Genomic DNA, 15,247 nt, shown 5'->3' with positions numbered 1-15,247 from the left:
TCCTCAAGACGAAATGGAGATATCAGCTCCACATGAATTGAGTTTTTCATGCATTGCTTCATATCCTCTCCATAAATGATGTGAATTGTTTATTATAGTTTCTCCACCGGCTACCAAAGAAGCAAGCACCAAAGCTGCTGTTGATCTTAAGTCAGTAGCATATAGATTAGCTCCAGATAAGCTTTTTATTCCACTTATAGTAGCTTTGCTTTTCTCGATGCTGATATTAGCACCTAACTTTCTCAATTCATCTGCATGTGTAAATCTGTTTTCAAAAATGTTCTCTTCAATTACTGATATCCCATCAGCGATGCACATTGCAGACATCAGTTGTGGTTGCATATCACTGGGAAAATTGGGATATGGATCTGTCGCAACGTTAGCAGACTTAATAGAGCCATTTTTTCTGGAAATAACAATGCCTCCATCATACAGTTCAACCATAGCTCCTATAGTCTCCAACTCATTTGTAATACACCTTATATCAGATAGATTTATTCCTTCCAACTCCAACTTACCACCGGTTATTATAGCAGCTAGTGCATAGGTGCCTGCTTCTATGCGATCTGGTATTATTTTATGAACACATCCATTTAGTGCTTCAACTCCTGTTATTATGACCTTTGTATTATCAATTTCAATATCAGCACCCATTTTCTTCAGAAAATCTATTAAATCAAGAACTTCCGGCTCAGTTGCAGCATTGTTTATTGTTGTCACTCCTTCTGCAAATGTTGCTGCCATTATTACATTTTCTGTTGCGCCAACACTTATTTTCTCAAATGTGATTTCTTTTCCTTGTAGCTTTCCTTTCACTGTTGCAATTATATTATAGCCGTCAATTTCAATTTTAGCTCCCATTTCTTCTAATGCTTTAATATGCATATCAACGGGACGCTTTCCAATGTTGCATCCACCAGGAAATGCTGTTCTCGCTTTGCCAAATCTGCTAAGCATTGGACCCAATATTAGAAAAGAAGTTCTTAGCTTACTTGCGGTTTTATATGGCATCACGTGATTGTTGATATTGCTGCAGTCAATTTTCAAAGTATGGTTCGCTTTATAATTTTTATTGTGCATAAAGTTCACTTCTGCTCCAAGACTTTCAAGCAACTTAGACATTAGATACACATCAATTAAATCAGGTACATTATGCAAAATTACCGGGGAGCTACTTAATAGACTTGCTGCCATTATTGGTAAAACAGCATTTTTTGAGCCATTAATCTTGATTTTTCCGACCAAAGGTTTGTAGTTATTTCTTATTAATATCTTGTGCATTTAATTAGATATAAAGTATAATTCATTAGTTTATTGAAGTCTTACTAAGTATAATAGATTGACCGTAAAAGGCAAAATTTGCTTTTTCTTCCTCATCATCCCAGTGTCATGCTACCTGCATGACACCTGATGCGAATTGCCCCCGAAATTTTATACTATGAATTACTCAAATGACGCTCTCGAGCTTTATCAAACCAAATAACACCAATTGCAACAATGAAATAACCAGCTGCTCCTAATGTAAGGCGAATTACTGCATCGAAAGTTGACAGAGGAGGAGACGGCATTAGAATGCTCAAAACACTATACACAAGATTATTTGTTGCATGAGCAATAGTTACTGGCCAAATCGAGTTGTCTTTTTCAAACAACCAGGTAAACATTATAGACATTGCACAAATATAAAGGGTATAAGCACAAATAGTCGGGAATGTAAAGCCATCCTTCCACAAAGCTGAGCCAGCAACCACATAAGTTGGTATGTGCCATACTGACCAAATAATACCGACAATAATTGCTCTGATATAAAAATTTGATATTTTGCTTTTAAGATTTTTCAAAAGATAGCCACGCCAACCGATCTCTTCACCAAGAGACATAATGATCCACATCACAAAGGTTGATAATAAAACAAATAACATCACTAATGGACTCAAAACTGCACTCAAATCCTTTACACGGTCTAACGTAAAAGACTCTCGGAAAAATGAAAAACCGCAGTAAATTGACAAAAGACCATTGGAAATTAGCATACTTACCAGAATAAGTATAAACCCTAATAGACAGTTTTTTGGCGAACTAAGTTTAAAAAGATCCCTTACCTTCTGTTTATTATAAATGGTTAGCAAAATTGCAACTGAAGCCGGAACAAATGTTGTTAATAATGTTATGTCTTTGAAAGGTAAGCACCAAGCTATAATGCACGTCAAAAAATATGTAATTACAACAAATAATGTACAATTAATAGTGGTTAAATTCATGCATACGCCCATCAATTCCTTTTCTGCATTATTGATCTTTATTCATAAATTGTCAATAAAATACTTCTTCAGGGATGAATAGAATATTTTTTCTTTTTGAATTGCTATTGATAGTTTAATTTTTATATGTATTCCATTTCACAACCGTTTGTCATCCCAGTGTCACGTGCTGGGATGACAGTAGGAGAGCTGCTTGCATGACAAGAGGAGGGTACTGGAATGACAAGAGGAAGACACTGGGGTGACATCAACTAAACTTGTCCAAATATGAGCGATGCATTAGTGCCACCAAAACCAAACGAATTAGAAAGTGCATATTGAATTTTATGCTCCTGAGCTTTAAACGGTACAAAATTTAAATCACATCCTTCTGAAGGCTTGTGTAAATTTAAGGTTGGTGGAATAATCCCATTATTTAATGCAAGAATACTGAATATTGCCTCAACGCTTCCTGCAGCACCAAGCAAGTGCCCTGTAGAGGATTTAGTTGAAGAAACGGGTATTTTATAAGCGTAATCGCCGAACAACTTTTTCATTGCTATCACTTCGATTTTATCTCCAAGTGGTGTTGAAGTTCCATGTGCATTGATATACCCTACTTGATTGGGATTAATTTGTGCACTATGAAGAGCAAGTTGCATTGCTTTAAATGCGCCTCTTCCTTCTGGATGCGGTGCAGTGATGTGGTGTGCGTCTCCTGTGAGTCCATATCCATTCAGTTCAGCATATATTTTTGCTCCCCTTTTTTTTGCATGTTCGTATTCTTCCAACACCAATATACCTGCTCCTTCACCCATAACAAAACCATCGCGTTCTGCATCCCATGGTCTGGAAGCTTCTTTGGGTTTATCATTGAATTTAGTTGATAACGCTTTCATAGATGCAAAACCTGCAATTCCAACTCTACACAGTGCACTTTCTGCTCCACCTGCAATCATCACATCCGCTTCACCAAGTTTTATAGTTCTTGCTGAGTTTATGATTGCATGCGCACCTGTTGCACATGCGGTTACTGCTGAATCGTTTGGACCTGTAAATTCGTATTTAATAGAAATATGGCCAGATATCAAATTTATTAGACTTGCAGGGACAAAAAATGGACTGACACGTCTGGGCCCTTTTTCCTGCATGGTAATAACATTTTCCTGAATTGACGGAAGACCACCTATACCAGAGCCAATAGTCACACCAACACGTTCCCGATTGATATTTTGGCTTTCCAAAATTAATGAATCATCTACTGCCTGAATAGCTGCTGCAATACCGTAATGGATAAAACGATCTGTCCTTTTTGAGTCTTTCTCAGAAATATAATCTAGTGGATTGAAATGGTGCTCAATGTTGTCTGATTGCAACGGCACCTGCCCTGCAATTTTGCAAGCAAGATCAGAAGAGTCAAATCTATCCGTATTGATTGCTTTTATGCCGGATTCACCTTTTATTAGCCTTAACCAAGTGTTGTCAACATCTGCTGCTAGTGGAGTGATTAAACCAACACCAGTGACTACTACTCTTCTGCTCATTTAACACTAACTATTAGCCTTTTTTATTATTAATGTACTCAACTATTTGCTCCATAGTTTCCATTTTTTGTGCGTCTTCATCTGGAATTTCTATCCCGAACTCTTCTTCTGCCGCCATGATGATTTCAACTGCATCTAAACTGTCCGTACCATGCTCCGAAAGCTTTGAAGAGCTGTTGAATTTCTCTACATCCTTACTAATGTGCTCTAGTATAATCTTTTTCACTTTTTCTTCTATGTCTTCTCTAGTGCTCTTTGCTAGTTCGCTATTCACATTTCTTACCAAAAAAATAACCTATTCTTTGATGTTATAAAAAATTTTTATGTTTGCAATATCTTTTATAACTGGTAAACTACAGCAAAGTTTTCTACTGCCCTAGCTGGCTAGCGTTACGTGCTAAACAATTAACAATTCAAAAATGCTAGACGAAACAACAAAAAATTTGCTTATTGTAGAAGTAAACAAACTCTTACCCGAAAATAGCGAGAATAAGCTTATATCAGCTATGCGTTATATACTCCTTGCTCCTGCAAAACATATACGCTCCTTTTTAGTCATAGCTTCATCGCAAGTGTTTAACGCGGAAGCTAAAAAAGTAATATCAGTTGCTGCAGCAATTGAATTTGTTCATGCTTACTCTCTAATTCACGATGATTTACCGTGCATGGACAACAGTGATACTCGCAGAAGCCAGCTAAGCTGCCATAAAAAATTTGATGAAGCAACAGCAGTGCTTGCCGGAGATGCACTACTTACTCTGGCTTTTGAGGTATTATCTTCGTTAAATGAGAAACGCTGTGAGATCATAAAAGTGCTCTCTCAAGCAATAGGAATTAGGGGAATGGTGGGAGGACAGGCTTTAGATATTGACACAGATTTTAACAAAATAAAAGAAATTCATTTGATGAAAACCGCAAAACTATTTGCAGCTTCATGTGAAATAGGTGCTATAATAGGGGGTGCTACAGATGAACAACGGAGAGCGTTATATAACTACGGGATAAACCTAGGGCTTATCTTTCAAGCTAAGGATGATATTGAAGACTACGAACAAGATAAAACAAATAACCTAATGTCTGTGCTTGGTAAAAGTGAAGTAGAGGACTATATAGACGGCCTCTTTAAACAAGGCTTGGATAATTTGAGTGCGCTTTCAGGGGATACTAATTATTTATATGATTTATTGAATCAAGTAAAGAAAGATGGTTAGAAAAATTATATTACAAATGCTTATTTCCGTAGTAATGATTCTCACTTTAACTTCTGCTTTTGTGTTTACTATTGTCTATATAAACAAAGGTAAACCGGAAAAAAAGGACAAGCTTTATGAGATAAATGCCACGCATGGTGGTTTGATACAGACGATAGCATATTACCTAGTGAAGCCAATACTTGAATCAGCACTTGACCGCTATATTGAAAAGCATGGGCTAACAGAATATTTAGAAGAAATGACGCAGCAAAAAGAAGAGGATTCGATAAATTTTTATGAAATTACTGAAGGCAGTGGCAGCAAGGCTTTTTGTGGCCTGGAAGTCCTATTGCAAATATATAAAATTTCTAATAATAACTCAGCAACACTCCCTAGCAAAGTTTCTGATGTTACTTTGAAAATAGGTCAAGATGACCTAAAAGAAGTGAGTTTAGGGGCAATAGGTATGAAAGAAGGCGGAGAGCGTGTAGTTACTATTGCCAATGAGAACAAAATGAATTTTAATTCTTATTACGTCAAACTGATCGAAGTAAAGGATAAATATCCCGACTCAGTAAATAATCTGATGGTTTTTAATGACTTAATTAACAAGACTGGAAAACAAGTAAGGTGCGGTGATGAGATATCGGTTAAATATAGCGTAAAGGAGCATAATGGGGAATATATAGTCAAAGATCAAACAGTGCAATTTAGGGTTGGCGATAAAAAAATACCACTTGCTATAGAGCTTGGAGTTGTGGGAATGAGAGCTGGTAATAAAAGAACTATTCTTTCTCCGCCTGACCTTTTGACTATTACTGACGATATGTTAATAAAAGACATAGATTATGATGAAAAAAATATCTCAATAATTGACTTAAGCTTAGATGTTAAGCAAGAGGTCGCAGCACACCATTCTACTGTTGAAAAACAGCCTAAAGAATATAGCTGAAATTTTAGGTCTACTGGCTAATCTTCTGAACACTCTCTATACTACTTAAAGTAGGCTTTTCGTTTTTCCTAAAGTATAAACTTAGATAAATCAAGCTGCTTCGAAATTGACTCAAGTTTATCTTTTACATACTTGCTGTCTATAATGAATTTTTCGCTATTTTTCTCAGAAGCAATGAAACTTATTTCATCTAAAAGCTTCTCCATGACAGTGTGAAGCCTTCTTGCGCCTATATTTTCCACTTGCCTATTAACTGTAAACGCTATTTCAGCTATGGTTTTTATACCATCATCAGTGAACTCAAGTGTCACATTTTCTGTTTTCATTAAAGCTATGTACTGCTTTAACAAACTAGATTCTGGTTCCTTTAATATTCTTATTAAATCCTCTTGAGTAAGTGCCTTAAGTTCTACCCTGATCGGTAATCTGCCCTGCAATTCCGGTAAGAGGTCAGATGGTTTAGACTGATGAAAAGCACCAGATGCAATAAATAATATATAGTCTGTTTTTACATGGCCATACTTAGTTGTAACAGTTGTTCCTTCAAGTAATGGTAACAGATCGCGTTGCACTCCTTCTCTGTTTACTTCACCTTTTACTTCTGTACGCGCTGCAATTTTGTCTATTTCATCCAAAAATACTATACCGTCATTACTAACAAGATCAATGGCTTCTTTGATTATCTTATCTTCATCCATTAGCCTTTCACTTTCTTCATTAATTAATATTTCACGCGCTTCTTTTACCTTCACCGTAATAGTTTTTGTTTTTTTGCTCCCGTTAAACATCTTGCCCATTATTTCTGTTACATTCATCACACCAACTTGCCCACCTGGCATGCCTGGTATATCGAAAGTAGGTAACATACTCTTGCTCTCTCTGACGTTAATAGAAACTTCTCCGTCCTCAAACTCTTTATTCCTCAACCTTTCTCTAAAAATTTTTTTACTCTCTTCGGTTGCATTTTCGCCTACCATAGAGTTTACTATTGTTTTCTCAGCTAAAATTAAAGCCTTTTTAGCTAAGGCTTTACGGGCTTTCTCTTTAACTAAAACTATTGCTGCATCAACTAAATCGCGTATTATCGAATCAACGTCACGTCCAACGTACCCTATTTCAGTAAACTTCGTTGCCTCAATTTTTATGAACGGTGCACCGGCAAGTTTTGCTAAGCGACGAGCTATTTCAGTTTTACCAACCCCTGTATGACCGATCATCAATATATTCTTAGGTATGATTTCATCACGCAATGGAAATGGAACCTGATTGCGACGCCAACGATTTCTGAGCGCAATAGCAACAGCACGCTTTGCATCATCCTGTCCGATTATGAATCTGTCCAATTCTTTAACTATCTTCTGTGGTGGCAGGTCATCTAACAAAACTTGAGTGCTGTCATTAACTTGAACATCGCTGTCATTTGAATCAAAACCACTCTTAGTATCTTTATAGAGGTTATCTTTTTCATCGTAGGTGTCACTACTACAAGACCGCCCTTCTGAAAGGGTTATGGGCTGATTGGAAAAATTGGTGCATAAAGTTTTTTGCTTGGAAGACATATCACTCCTCTATCTTTTCAATAACTACATTATGATTTGTATAAACACATATATCGCCAGCTATCTTCATAGCCTTTTTCGCAATTTCCTCTATTGATATTCCTTTAATGTCAATTAAAGCTCTTGCTGCAGATAGAGCAAAATTTCCCCCAGAGCCAATAGCTGCGACTCCATCTTCAGGTTCAAGAACATCACCTGTTCCCGTAATTACTAATGAAATAGATTTATCTGCAACGATCATCATAGCTTCTAATTTCCTCAGATATTTATCCATTCTCCAGTCTTTTGCAAGTTCAACACATGCTCTCATTAATTGCCCTGGGTGCTTGTCAAGTTTAGATTCTAATCTTTCAAAAAGAGTAAATGCGTCGGCTGTTGCCCCGGCAAATCCAGCAATTACGGAATCACCAGAAAGACGCCTAACTTTTTTTGCTCCAGATTTTATAACAGTGTGGCCCAGTGAAACTTGTCCGTCACCTATTACTACTACACTTTTATCTTTTCTAATTGATAATATAGTAGTGCCATACATTTTATTGTTATCGTGTTGAATCATTTTTCTATCACTTTAAATAAGAATCTCATTATACTTTAATCTTTAGTCAAATTTACTAAATATGTTCAACTATAGCTTATAATATAATACCTTCCTTATAACATTTAAAGTGCAGATGCAAAACATAATTCACCCAGATTTGGAAAAAAGTATAAATAATTGGTTCGAAGCAAAATTTAATGGCCTTACATCGCCATTTTATAGCTCTATAGATCTTAGAAACTCTGGCTATAAAATCGTTCCAGTAGACGCTAATTTATTTCCTGCGGGGTTCAATAACTTAAGTGAAGAATCAAGAACGATGGCAGCAAGATTGATAAAAAGCTATTTTAAAAGACATCAATACAAAAAGGTTCTTATAATACCGGAAAATTATACACGCAATAAAATGTATATAGAAAACGTATTTGTTATAGAGAAAATACTACAACTCGCAGGTTTTGAGACTAGAATTGGCCTTTTATATAATGAAGTATACAATTTAATAGAACAGTATGAAACTGTTGTGAAAGAAAACTCTCTGCTAAAGACAACTTCAGGATTTGTGCCTGATGTTATTATACTGAACCGTGATATGACGAGCCACATTCCAGACACGCTGAAAGACGTAAAGCAAGATATAGTACCAAGCCCACTATACGGTTGGCATAGCAGGCAGAAATTTAAGTATTTTGAAATCTATCAAGAATTAGCATCTGAGTTTTGTGGCGAATTTAAAATAGACCCATGGCTAATTTCTGTGCTTACAGAGAGCTGTGATGGAGTTGATTTTGATGATGATTTGTCACTAGGAGCAGTAGCAACTAAAGTTGACCAAATATTATCTCTAGTGCAAAAAAAATATGAGGAATATGAAATAAAAACACAACCTTACGTTTTTATCAAAGCAAGCAATGGCACATATGGGATGGGCATTATAACAGCAACAAGTGGAGAGGAAATATTAAACCTCAATAAAAAAAAGCGTCATAAAATGAAAAAGATAAAAGAAGGAATAGCAATCAATAGCGTTATTATACAAGAAGGTGTACCAACCATTGACATGTTTAAAAGCAGTTCTGCAGAACCGCTAATATACTATATAGGAGATACTCCAACATGTTACTTATACCGATGTAATAGCAGAAAAGATGTATATTCTAGCTTGAATGCCACTGACTGTGAGTTTCATGATGTTAGCCAGGTTGTAGAAGGTAAAATTCTATCACTTTGGAGTATTGTTAGCAAATTAGCAGTACTAGCGTTGGCAGTAGAAATAAAATCTTTTCATCCCTAATTCTTATACCTCTACAGTGCTGTCATTAGAATGACCGTTTATATTATGAACATCATCAAGTTCAGTGGAAGGATCATCATTGACAGGTTGTTGAAACAATTTGTCAAGCTGAACTGCAAGAAATACTGCACTATATATTATGCTGACTGTTACGCTTAAGTTGAAATTATAGATTATACCATTACCTAAGTTTATTGGTATAGTTGGAGTCTCTATCCTTCTTAATATGAAGTTTAATAAACCTAACGACAAAGTTAATGTGCTAATAATAAGGTCCTTCTTACACTCAGCAGACTTTTCAGGATCCTTATTATCCAGATATTCCTTGCATGTATAATAATAGCTTATAGGTTCTGAAATGAACAAAAATAGGATCGTTGAGGTTAAGTTAATATAACTTATTATGTCTGTATTGCTTCCAGTGCAAAAATGGATGATTTTCAACATCATTAGCGCTTCTATGGTGCTGCTTGCAAGATTAGCCGATTTACCCACAATTTTTGCCAGCTCTTTTTTACTCTCAGGGTTTCTGTAATCCTTAATTAGATCCTGTAGAGTAAATGCAGAATGGGCAATGTATAGAATAGATGTCGGAAACTTTACTAGTCGAGCAACATTCCGTATAAGAAAGATATTGGATCTATTATTGTCAATGAACTCGCAGCAAAATTGCAGTGAAATCTTACACAATAGGGCTGTTAAACCTGTTGTGATGCAGATTACCTTCCTGAAATCATGATCATAAATATCATGCACCCTTTGTGCGAGTATGTTAGATTTCTTTTTTAGCTTGTTTGGCATGAAATAGTTAATAACTTCCTGTTATTCTATCACATAAAATCCTAAAAGAAAAGCCCTATGAATCAGGACTTTAAGGGAGATTTATGCACAAATCGGCTAAGCATTTTATAAACAAGGGATCGGTACTGAGAGTTGGCACACGAAAGTAATATCCATCCTTGATAATTGCTTTATATTCTATATCAAGTTCAACTAGAGTTTCTGAATGCTCAGAAACAAAAGATATAGGTGATAGAACTACAGGTACACCATCAGCTTTTGCGCGTAATAGCTCACTTTCAGTGCTTGGCTCTAGCCATTTTACAGGACCAATCTTACTCTGATAACATATTGACCAATCTAAGTTATTGATAGCTAACTTTTCTACTATTAACTCTACGCTTCTTTCTACCTGTGAAGCGTAAGGGTCGCCCTTTTTAATGATACTAAGAGGTAAGCTATGGGCTGAAAATAGGACTCTTGGTTTACCGATTTTTCTAGCCAATTTATAGTACTTAGCTATCAGATTAGTGTGAGCTTCAATAAAATCTTGGTTATCATAATAACGGTGAATCATTTTTGTATTGCATTTTAGGCCATACCGTTTAGCATTTTTTTGCCAATTCTCGATGGATGACAGAGTTGTGGTAGTTGAATATTGTGGATACAGTGGCAGCAGAATTACTTCGTCAGGATCAAACTGTTTTACACTTTCAATAACTTCGTCAGCAAATGGACGCCAATAGCGCATGCAGATGAATACCTTGTGTACATGGTTTCTATTTTCGTTTAATTTTAGTTCTGAAGCATTAGCTTGCATTTTTGTATTCTCTAGAATTGGCGATTTACCTCCAATTTCCTCGTATATTTTTCGTGCAGTATTTTCTCGTTTCGCAGATATAAACTTTGCTAAAAGAAACCGAAAGGGATTCGGTAGATTGATTATTCTCCTGTCATAAAAAAGGTTGAATAAAAAAGGACGGACCGCATTTAGTGAATCAGGCCCGCCAAGATTAAATAAGATAACTGCCTTTTTCACCTACGCACTACTACAACAAGTTACTTCTGGGGTGCCTATAAAATTAGCTACACACTCATCAAATTTAGTTATAGGCACTAAATTTCTTACACTGGCATACAATAAGTGGCCTGATCTCTTCAGGTTACTCTTGGTAGATGTGAAGTTCCAATCGAAAAATGTATCGACAAAAAGACTTGGTACCGTTTCAAGAAGTTCAACAGCAGCTAAAGATAGCATTATACAACTTTGCAGGACATTCAGAAGAACCTTGAGGGGAAAAAGTAAAACTTTAACGAAAAGAGAGGTGCTACTTGTTTCATCCAGTAGTCGCCCTGAGTTAGGCGAATTATACTCGGTGTGTTTTCTATTTTGATCAAAGATAGGAAATTTTATAGTATCTTTCTTAAATTCCGCGTCTATTTCTTTTCTACTATGGTTAGTGATTTTTTCCATTAACTTCTCACGCAGATGAAAAGTTCTGACAATAAAACATGTGGCAATCATTAAGGAAGCACATAAAAGTGCGCATTGCATGAGGCTCATACTGCCTAGCATAGCTGGCAGTGCAAAACAAACAAATGGCACTATGATAGCCATTTCAAGAAATGGAATAGTGTTTCTTTTCATTGCAAAAGCAGCACCTTTTTTTAATTCTGTATTATGATGTAAGCTATATTCCAAAAAGCTTAAAAAGGCCAAATTAAAAGTTAAAAATCCTTTTGTTCCACAAAAAAGTGATGACTTAAAGTTACTTACTAATTTTTTAGTAGTAGATTTAGCTTGTTTTTTAGTGGTAGGCTCAGCTTGTTTAGTAGTGTTATTTTTACAACATTCACCCATACAATACCTCCTTGATGGTTTATTCTTAACTATAAATAAAAAACTACTTTTATCAAATCAAAATTTGCAATAAAATGAATCCATAAATATACAATCTTATATAAGGGAATAATATGGCAATTGAGAAGACACTTTCGATATTAAAACCTGATGCAGTAAAAAATAATATTACAGGCAATATAAATTCCTACATCGAACAATCTGGGCTGAAAATCACAGCACAAAAAATGATGTTACTAACAAAAAAACAAGCAGAGCTGTTTTATGAAATTCATAAAGATAGGCCTTTTTTTGGGGAATTAGTAGAGTTTATGACCTCTGGTTCTGTGGTAGTTCAAGTTTTAGTTGGTGAAAATGCAGTAAGTAAATACAGACAAATCATGGGAGCTACCGATCCAAAGCAGGCAGATAAAGGCACAATCAGGGGTGATTTTGCTGATGATATTAGTGAAAATAGAGTTCACGGCTCAGATAGTCTAGAAAATGCTCGTAAGGAGATAGCTTTCTTTTTTGCTGAATGTGAGTTGGTGTAGTCAACTCAGATTGGCGTCATCCAAGTAGCTGACAACATAGAAACGAAAAAACTTGCTTGACACCCTCCGCCAGCCCCCTTATCATGAAACTGAAGCTATTGTATTTGCTTTCGCCAATCTGCAGATTAAAAGGTAAGGATTACTTAATGTATCGGCGTCTTATGTTCAATTTTTTGCAGTATATAGATACTGTATGTCTTTACAAAACTTCATCTACATCTAGGTTTTTATCTAAATAAGCTGAACGCGCTTATAAAGCGTTACAAGACATCAAAAAATGCCAATACTCGACAGAGATAGTAAAAGACTAGCTAACTCGGGGATTCTTTGTCTTTTTTTCTGCTTAGTAAATTTCTTAAACATTTGCAGCGTAAGTTAGTTGCAATTAAAAGCGGCTGAATCTCGCTTGTCAAGCGTTTAAAACATAAAAAACGCCAATATTTTAAAGCGGATAATAAACCCAGGGCTTCTTTTGCCTTTTTTTTCATTTGGTAAATTTCTTAATGTTTATGGCTAAACGACAACCGTCATCCCGCTGCTTGTTAGCGGGATCTCTTGTTAGCGGCTGAGATACCGCGAATGAATCGCGGTATGACGGTTCGCGGCAGTATGACGTAGAGCTCACGTTAGCTATACTTTTATGCTTACAAACTTAATAAAATTCCTGGATCCCAGTGTCTGGGCACTGGGATGACAAAGGAGAGCTACTCGGATGATACCTTTTTCTACTTAGTTTGGGTTATGCAAGAAGTCTATTATAATCAGGCTTTAAGTGTGCGGAAGTAATTTTTTGCGTTAGAGTAAAAAATTTTTTCTATAGCTAATCAAAGTGGATCAAGAGAAACTTACCACTTTCTTTACAAAGGGTTTGATGTTACCATTTGACTGCCTATTCTGAATTTATTGAATGAACGTTAACATAAAGAATCTAGTTCATGCTTTCTCTAAATTGCCAAGTTTAGGGCCATCATCATCACGCAGGTTAGTTATACATTTACTCCAAAACAAAGAAAAAGTTATGCTACCACTTGCATCTTTGATTAAAGAGCTAGCAGATCTTATAATAGAGTGTGAAGTTTGCGGAAATCTAGATACTAAATCACCTTGTTCTATTTGTACTAACCCAAAACGTGACACTAAGTTACTGTGTGTAGTAGAAGAATTGGGTGATTTATGGGCGTTTGAAAAAGGAAATATATATTCAGGTTTATACCATGTTTTGGGGGGCAGATTGTCTGCGATAAATGGCATAGGTCCAAAAGAACTCAACCTTGATACTATTCTGAAAAGAGTGACAGAGTCTAAAATTGAAGAGATAATTATCGCAATTAATCCGACATTAGAGGGTCAAGTTACTGCACAATATATAATTGAATTGCTAAAAAATTTGGATGTGAAAATATCACGTCTTGCTTGCGGCATACCAATGGGCGGAGAAATTGACTATCTTGATGAAGGAACGCTGAGGATAGCACTTACTTCAAGACAAGAATATGAGTTAAATATAAAATAAGACATGTGCTTAAAAAAACTTATATCGCTAATAACATTCAAAAAGAAAGAAATAGCGCCACCACTTAAAGTGGTGGCTTGGGAAAATGACCGTCTAAACTATAAGCAATTTTCAGGTAAATTTAACAATATAATTAAAACAATTGATCAGTCTTTTACAATAATATCTTTGGAAGGATATGATGGATGGGGCAAGACGTTTTTTTTGAAAGAATGGGTAAAAGAGTTAAAACAGCAAAATGAAATTGCAGCTTATTATAGTGCATGGGATATCAATGCATTGGACCAACCACTGCCTTCTTTTTTAAATTTCCTATTTGAAGATTTATTTGTATCGTATAAAGTAAAAAGAAGTGTTATACAACAGTTCAAGAACATAAACCAAGAGCTATTTTCTCTAAACACACTAGGAAAGCTGATCAGTAAATCTCCACTTGCTATGCTTTCAGTATTTCTTGATGCTGCAAAAGAGGCTGATAAAAAAGACATAGGTTTTGTCTTGAGTGAATTAAGTCTTCTCCAAAGAAGAAAAGAGAGTACTAGAGATTTTAAAACACAGTTAGCGGATGTGGTTAATAAAATCAGAAAAGACAAAAACATTTATATAATGGTGGATAATCTTGATGTGTGCCGTCCTAAATTCGTTGTCGATTTTTTGGAATCTATAAAGTATATGCTTGATGTGGAGGGGCTGGTTTTCATTATTCCTGTAAGTAAAGATAAGAGTAATGTACAAAGAGCAATCAGCACAATACTTGGACCAAATTTTGACCTAAAATCTTTTACTGATCTCTCTTTACATTTGCCAAAACAACCGATAGAAAAATTTACAAAAGAACTATTTGAAAATATTAAATTACCGAAAAAGTCAAAAAATTTGATTGTAGATAGTTTTATATTTTATGCAGAAAGCCTGTCACTATCGTTAAAAACAATAGAATACTGCGTAAAAAAAATAAAGCTGTGTCTTCTGAATCACACAAGAGAAGAATTACCTGATCCGAATTTGTTTTCATTTTTGGTAATACTGCAATCGATAAATATTGATATATATGAGGAATTAGGTTTTTCATATCAAAGAGCATTGGAAAAAATTGAAAATGAATATAAATCTTTAGTTCTAAATGGTCAAGAAGAATGGGAAAAACTTAAAACCTCTCTAGAAACTGCTTTTGCAGAGAGGGAGTCAAAAATTAACAAAGCTATAAAGGATATACTATTTTGAAAAGATACCCTACCTT

Annotated in this window: 16 protein-coding genes; 6 read left to right on the top strand and 10 right to left on the bottom strand. The window is 35.4% G+C overall.

The window, feature by feature from the left end:
• Positions 1–3: 3 nt before the first annotated feature.
• From murA to acpP, 5 genes are all read right to left on the bottom strand, one after another.
• Positions 4–1,281 (bottom strand): UDP-N-acetylglucosamine 1-carboxyvinyltransferase, encoded by a 1,278-nt coding sequence (gene murA / locus ABWU29_RS00250; protein WP_353280029.1) that lies wholly within the window; start codon positions 1,279–1,281, stop codon positions 4–6.
• 155 nt (positions 1,282–1,436) lie between these two features.
• On the bottom strand, positions 1,437–1,922 hold the full coding sequence (locus tag ABWU29_RS00245) for a CPBP family intramembrane glutamic endopeptidase (protein ID WP_227738600.1): 486 nt from the start codon (positions 1,920–1,922) through the stop codon (positions 1,437–1,439).
• Positions 1,923–2,383: 461 nt separating this feature from the next.
• Positions 2,384–2,509, bottom strand: coding sequence for a hypothetical protein (locus ABWU29_RS00240; RefSeq protein ID WP_255324783.1), 126 nt, complete (start codon positions 2,507–2,509; stop codon positions 2,384–2,386).
• A 3-nt stretch (positions 2,510–2,512) separates the two neighbouring features.
• Positions 2,513–3,784 carry a beta-ketoacyl-ACP synthase II gene (fabF, locus tag ABWU29_RS00235; RefSeq protein ID WP_015589434.1) on the bottom strand — a complete coding sequence of 424 codons (1,272 nt, stop codon included), beginning with the start codon at positions 3,782–3,784 and terminating at the stop codon, positions 2,513–2,515.
• 13 nt (positions 3,785–3,797) lie between these two features.
• Positions 3,798–4,022, bottom strand: coding sequence for an acyl carrier protein (gene acpP, locus ABWU29_RS00230; protein ID WP_213863337.1), 225 nt, complete (start codon positions 4,020–4,022; stop codon positions 3,798–3,800).
• 181 nt (positions 4,023–4,203) lie between these two features.
• Here acpP and ABWU29_RS00225 point away from each other — a divergent pair, with 181 nt between their 5' ends.
• Together ABWU29_RS00225 and ABWU29_RS00220 are read left to right on the top strand one after the other, a co-directional pair.
• Positions 4,204–4,995 (top strand): polyprenyl synthetase family protein, encoded by a 792-nt coding sequence (locus tag ABWU29_RS00225; RefSeq protein ID WP_141456688.1) that lies wholly within the window; start codon positions 4,204–4,206, stop codon positions 4,993–4,995.
• Complete coding sequence (locus ABWU29_RS00220) at positions 4,988–5,929, top strand: FKBP-type peptidyl-prolyl cis-trans isomerase (protein ID WP_015589432.1); 942 nt, start codon at positions 4,988–4,990, stop codon at positions 5,927–5,929. The genes ABWU29_RS00225 and ABWU29_RS00220 overlap by 8 nt, the downstream gene beginning before the upstream one ends.
• A 68-nt stretch (positions 5,930–5,997) precedes the next feature.
• Here the strand turns inward: ABWU29_RS00220 and hslU are convergent, their stop codons facing one another.
• Together hslU and hslV are read right to left on the bottom strand one after the other, a co-directional pair.
• Entirely contained in the window at positions 5,998–7,488 is a 1,491-nt protein-coding gene (gene hslU / locus ABWU29_RS00215; RefSeq protein WP_006280200.1) for an ATP-dependent protease ATPase subunit HslU, read from the bottom strand.
• Between the two features lies 1 nt (position 7,489).
• A complete protein-coding gene (gene hslV, locus ABWU29_RS00210) occupies positions 7,490–8,044 on the bottom strand; it encodes an ATP-dependent protease subunit HslV (protein ID WP_006280198.1) in 555 nt (184 codons plus the stop codon).
• Positions 8,045–8,159: 115 nt separating this feature from the next.
• On the opposite strand from hslV, the gene gshA reads away from it, so the two are divergent.
• Complete coding sequence (gene gshA / locus ABWU29_RS00205) at positions 8,160–9,320, top strand: glutamate--cysteine ligase (protein WP_015589431.1); 1,161 nt, start codon at positions 8,160–8,162, stop codon at positions 9,318–9,320.
• A gap of 3 nt (positions 9,321–9,323) precedes the next feature.
• Here the strand turns inward: gshA and ABWU29_RS00200 are convergent, their stop codons facing one another.
• The 3 genes from ABWU29_RS00200 to ABWU29_RS00190 form a co-directional block, all read right to left on the bottom strand.
• Entirely contained in the window at positions 9,324–10,121 is a 798-nt protein-coding gene (locus ABWU29_RS00200; protein ID WP_006280195.1) for a hypothetical protein, read from the bottom strand.
• 70 nt (positions 10,122–10,191) lie between these two features.
• Positions 10,192–11,139 (bottom strand): ferrochelatase, encoded by a 948-nt coding sequence (hemH, locus tag ABWU29_RS00195; protein ID WP_010082099.1) that lies wholly within the window; start codon positions 11,137–11,139, stop codon positions 10,192–10,194.
• The gene (locus tag ABWU29_RS00190; RefSeq protein WP_015589429.1) at positions 11,140–11,961 is read right to left on the bottom strand and encodes a hypothetical protein; all 822 of its coding nucleotides are present in this window, start codon (positions 11,959–11,961) and stop codon (positions 11,140–11,142) included.
• A gap of 113 nt (positions 11,962–12,074) precedes the next feature.
• On the opposite strand from ABWU29_RS00190, the gene ndk reads away from it, so the two are divergent.
• From ndk to ABWU29_RS00175, 3 genes are all read left to right on the top strand, one after another.
• Positions 12,075–12,494: a nucleoside-diphosphate kinase gene (ndk, locus tag ABWU29_RS00185; protein WP_015589428.1), complete on the top strand. Its 420-nt coding sequence runs from the start codon at positions 12,075–12,077 to the stop codon at positions 12,492–12,494.
• Between the two features lie 907 nt (positions 12,495–13,401).
• Positions 13,402–14,007 (top strand): recombination mediator RecR, encoded by a 606-nt coding sequence (recR, locus tag ABWU29_RS00180; RefSeq protein WP_010963080.1) that lies wholly within the window; start codon positions 13,402–13,404, stop codon positions 14,005–14,007.
• A 3-nt stretch (positions 14,008–14,010) separates the two neighbouring features.
• Entirely contained in the window at positions 14,011–15,231 is a 1,221-nt protein-coding gene (locus tag ABWU29_RS00175) for a P-loop NTPase fold protein (protein WP_015589427.1), read from the top strand.
• Positions 15,232–15,247: the final 16 nt, after the last annotated feature.

The sequence above is a fragment of the Wolbachia endosymbiont (group A) of Phasia obesa genome, assembly GCF_964028125.1.
In the GTDB taxonomy this organism is placed as follows: domain Bacteria; phylum Pseudomonadota; class Alphaproteobacteria; order Rickettsiales; family Anaplasmataceae; genus Wolbachia; species Wolbachia pipientis.
This window is presented reverse-complemented; position numbering and strand designations above follow the sequence as displayed.

Excerpts from the sequence above, each read along its gene's own strand:
- ABWU29_RS00245 (WP_227738600.1), bottom strand. The coding sequence starts at position 1,922 with ATGTTATTTGTTTTATTATCAACCTTTGTGATGTGGATCATTATGTCT.
- ndk (WP_015589428.1), top strand. The coding sequence starts at position 12,075 with ATGGCAATTGAGAAGACACTTTCGATATTAAAACCTGATGCAGTAAAA.
- gshA (WP_015589431.1), top strand. The coding sequence starts at position 8,160 with ATGCAAAACATAATTCACCCAGATTTGGAAAAAAGTATAAATAATTGG.
- hslV (WP_006280198.1), bottom strand. The coding sequence starts at position 8,044 with ATGATTCAACACGATAACAATAAAATGTATGGCACTACTATATTATCA.
- ABWU29_RS00225 (WP_141456688.1), top strand. The coding sequence starts at position 4,204 with ATGCTAGACGAAACAACAAAAAATTTGCTTATTGTAGAAGTAAACAAA.
- ABWU29_RS00190 (WP_015589429.1), bottom strand. The coding sequence starts at position 11,961 with ATGGGTGAATGTTGTAAAAATAACACTACTAAACAAGCTGAGCCTACC.
- ABWU29_RS00175 (WP_015589427.1), top strand. The coding sequence starts at position 14,011 with ATGTGCTTAAAAAAACTTATATCGCTAATAACATTCAAAAAGAAAGAA.
- hslU (WP_006280200.1), bottom strand. The coding sequence starts at position 7,488 with ATGTCTTCCAAGCAAAAAACTTTATGCACCAATTTTTCCAATCAGCCC.
- murA (WP_353280029.1), bottom strand. The coding sequence starts at position 1,281 with ATGCACAAGATATTAATAAGAAATAACTACAAACCTTTGGTCGGAAAA.
- ABWU29_RS00200 (WP_006280195.1), bottom strand. The coding sequence starts at position 10,121 with ATGCCAAACAAGCTAAAAAAGAAATCTAACATACTCGCACAAAGGGTG.
- ABWU29_RS00240 (WP_255324783.1), bottom strand. The coding sequence starts at position 2,509 with ATGTCACCCCAGTGTCTTCCTCTTGTCATTCCAGTACCCTCCTCTTGT.
- recR (WP_010963080.1), top strand. The coding sequence starts at position 13,402 with ATGAACGTTAACATAAAGAATCTAGTTCATGCTTTCTCTAAATTGCCA.
- fabF (WP_015589434.1), bottom strand. The coding sequence starts at position 3,784 with ATGAGCAGAAGAGTAGTAGTCACTGGTGTTGGTTTAATCACTCCACTA.
- ABWU29_RS00220 (WP_015589432.1), top strand. The coding sequence starts at position 4,988 with ATGGTTAGAAAAATTATATTACAAATGCTTATTTCCGTAGTAATGATT.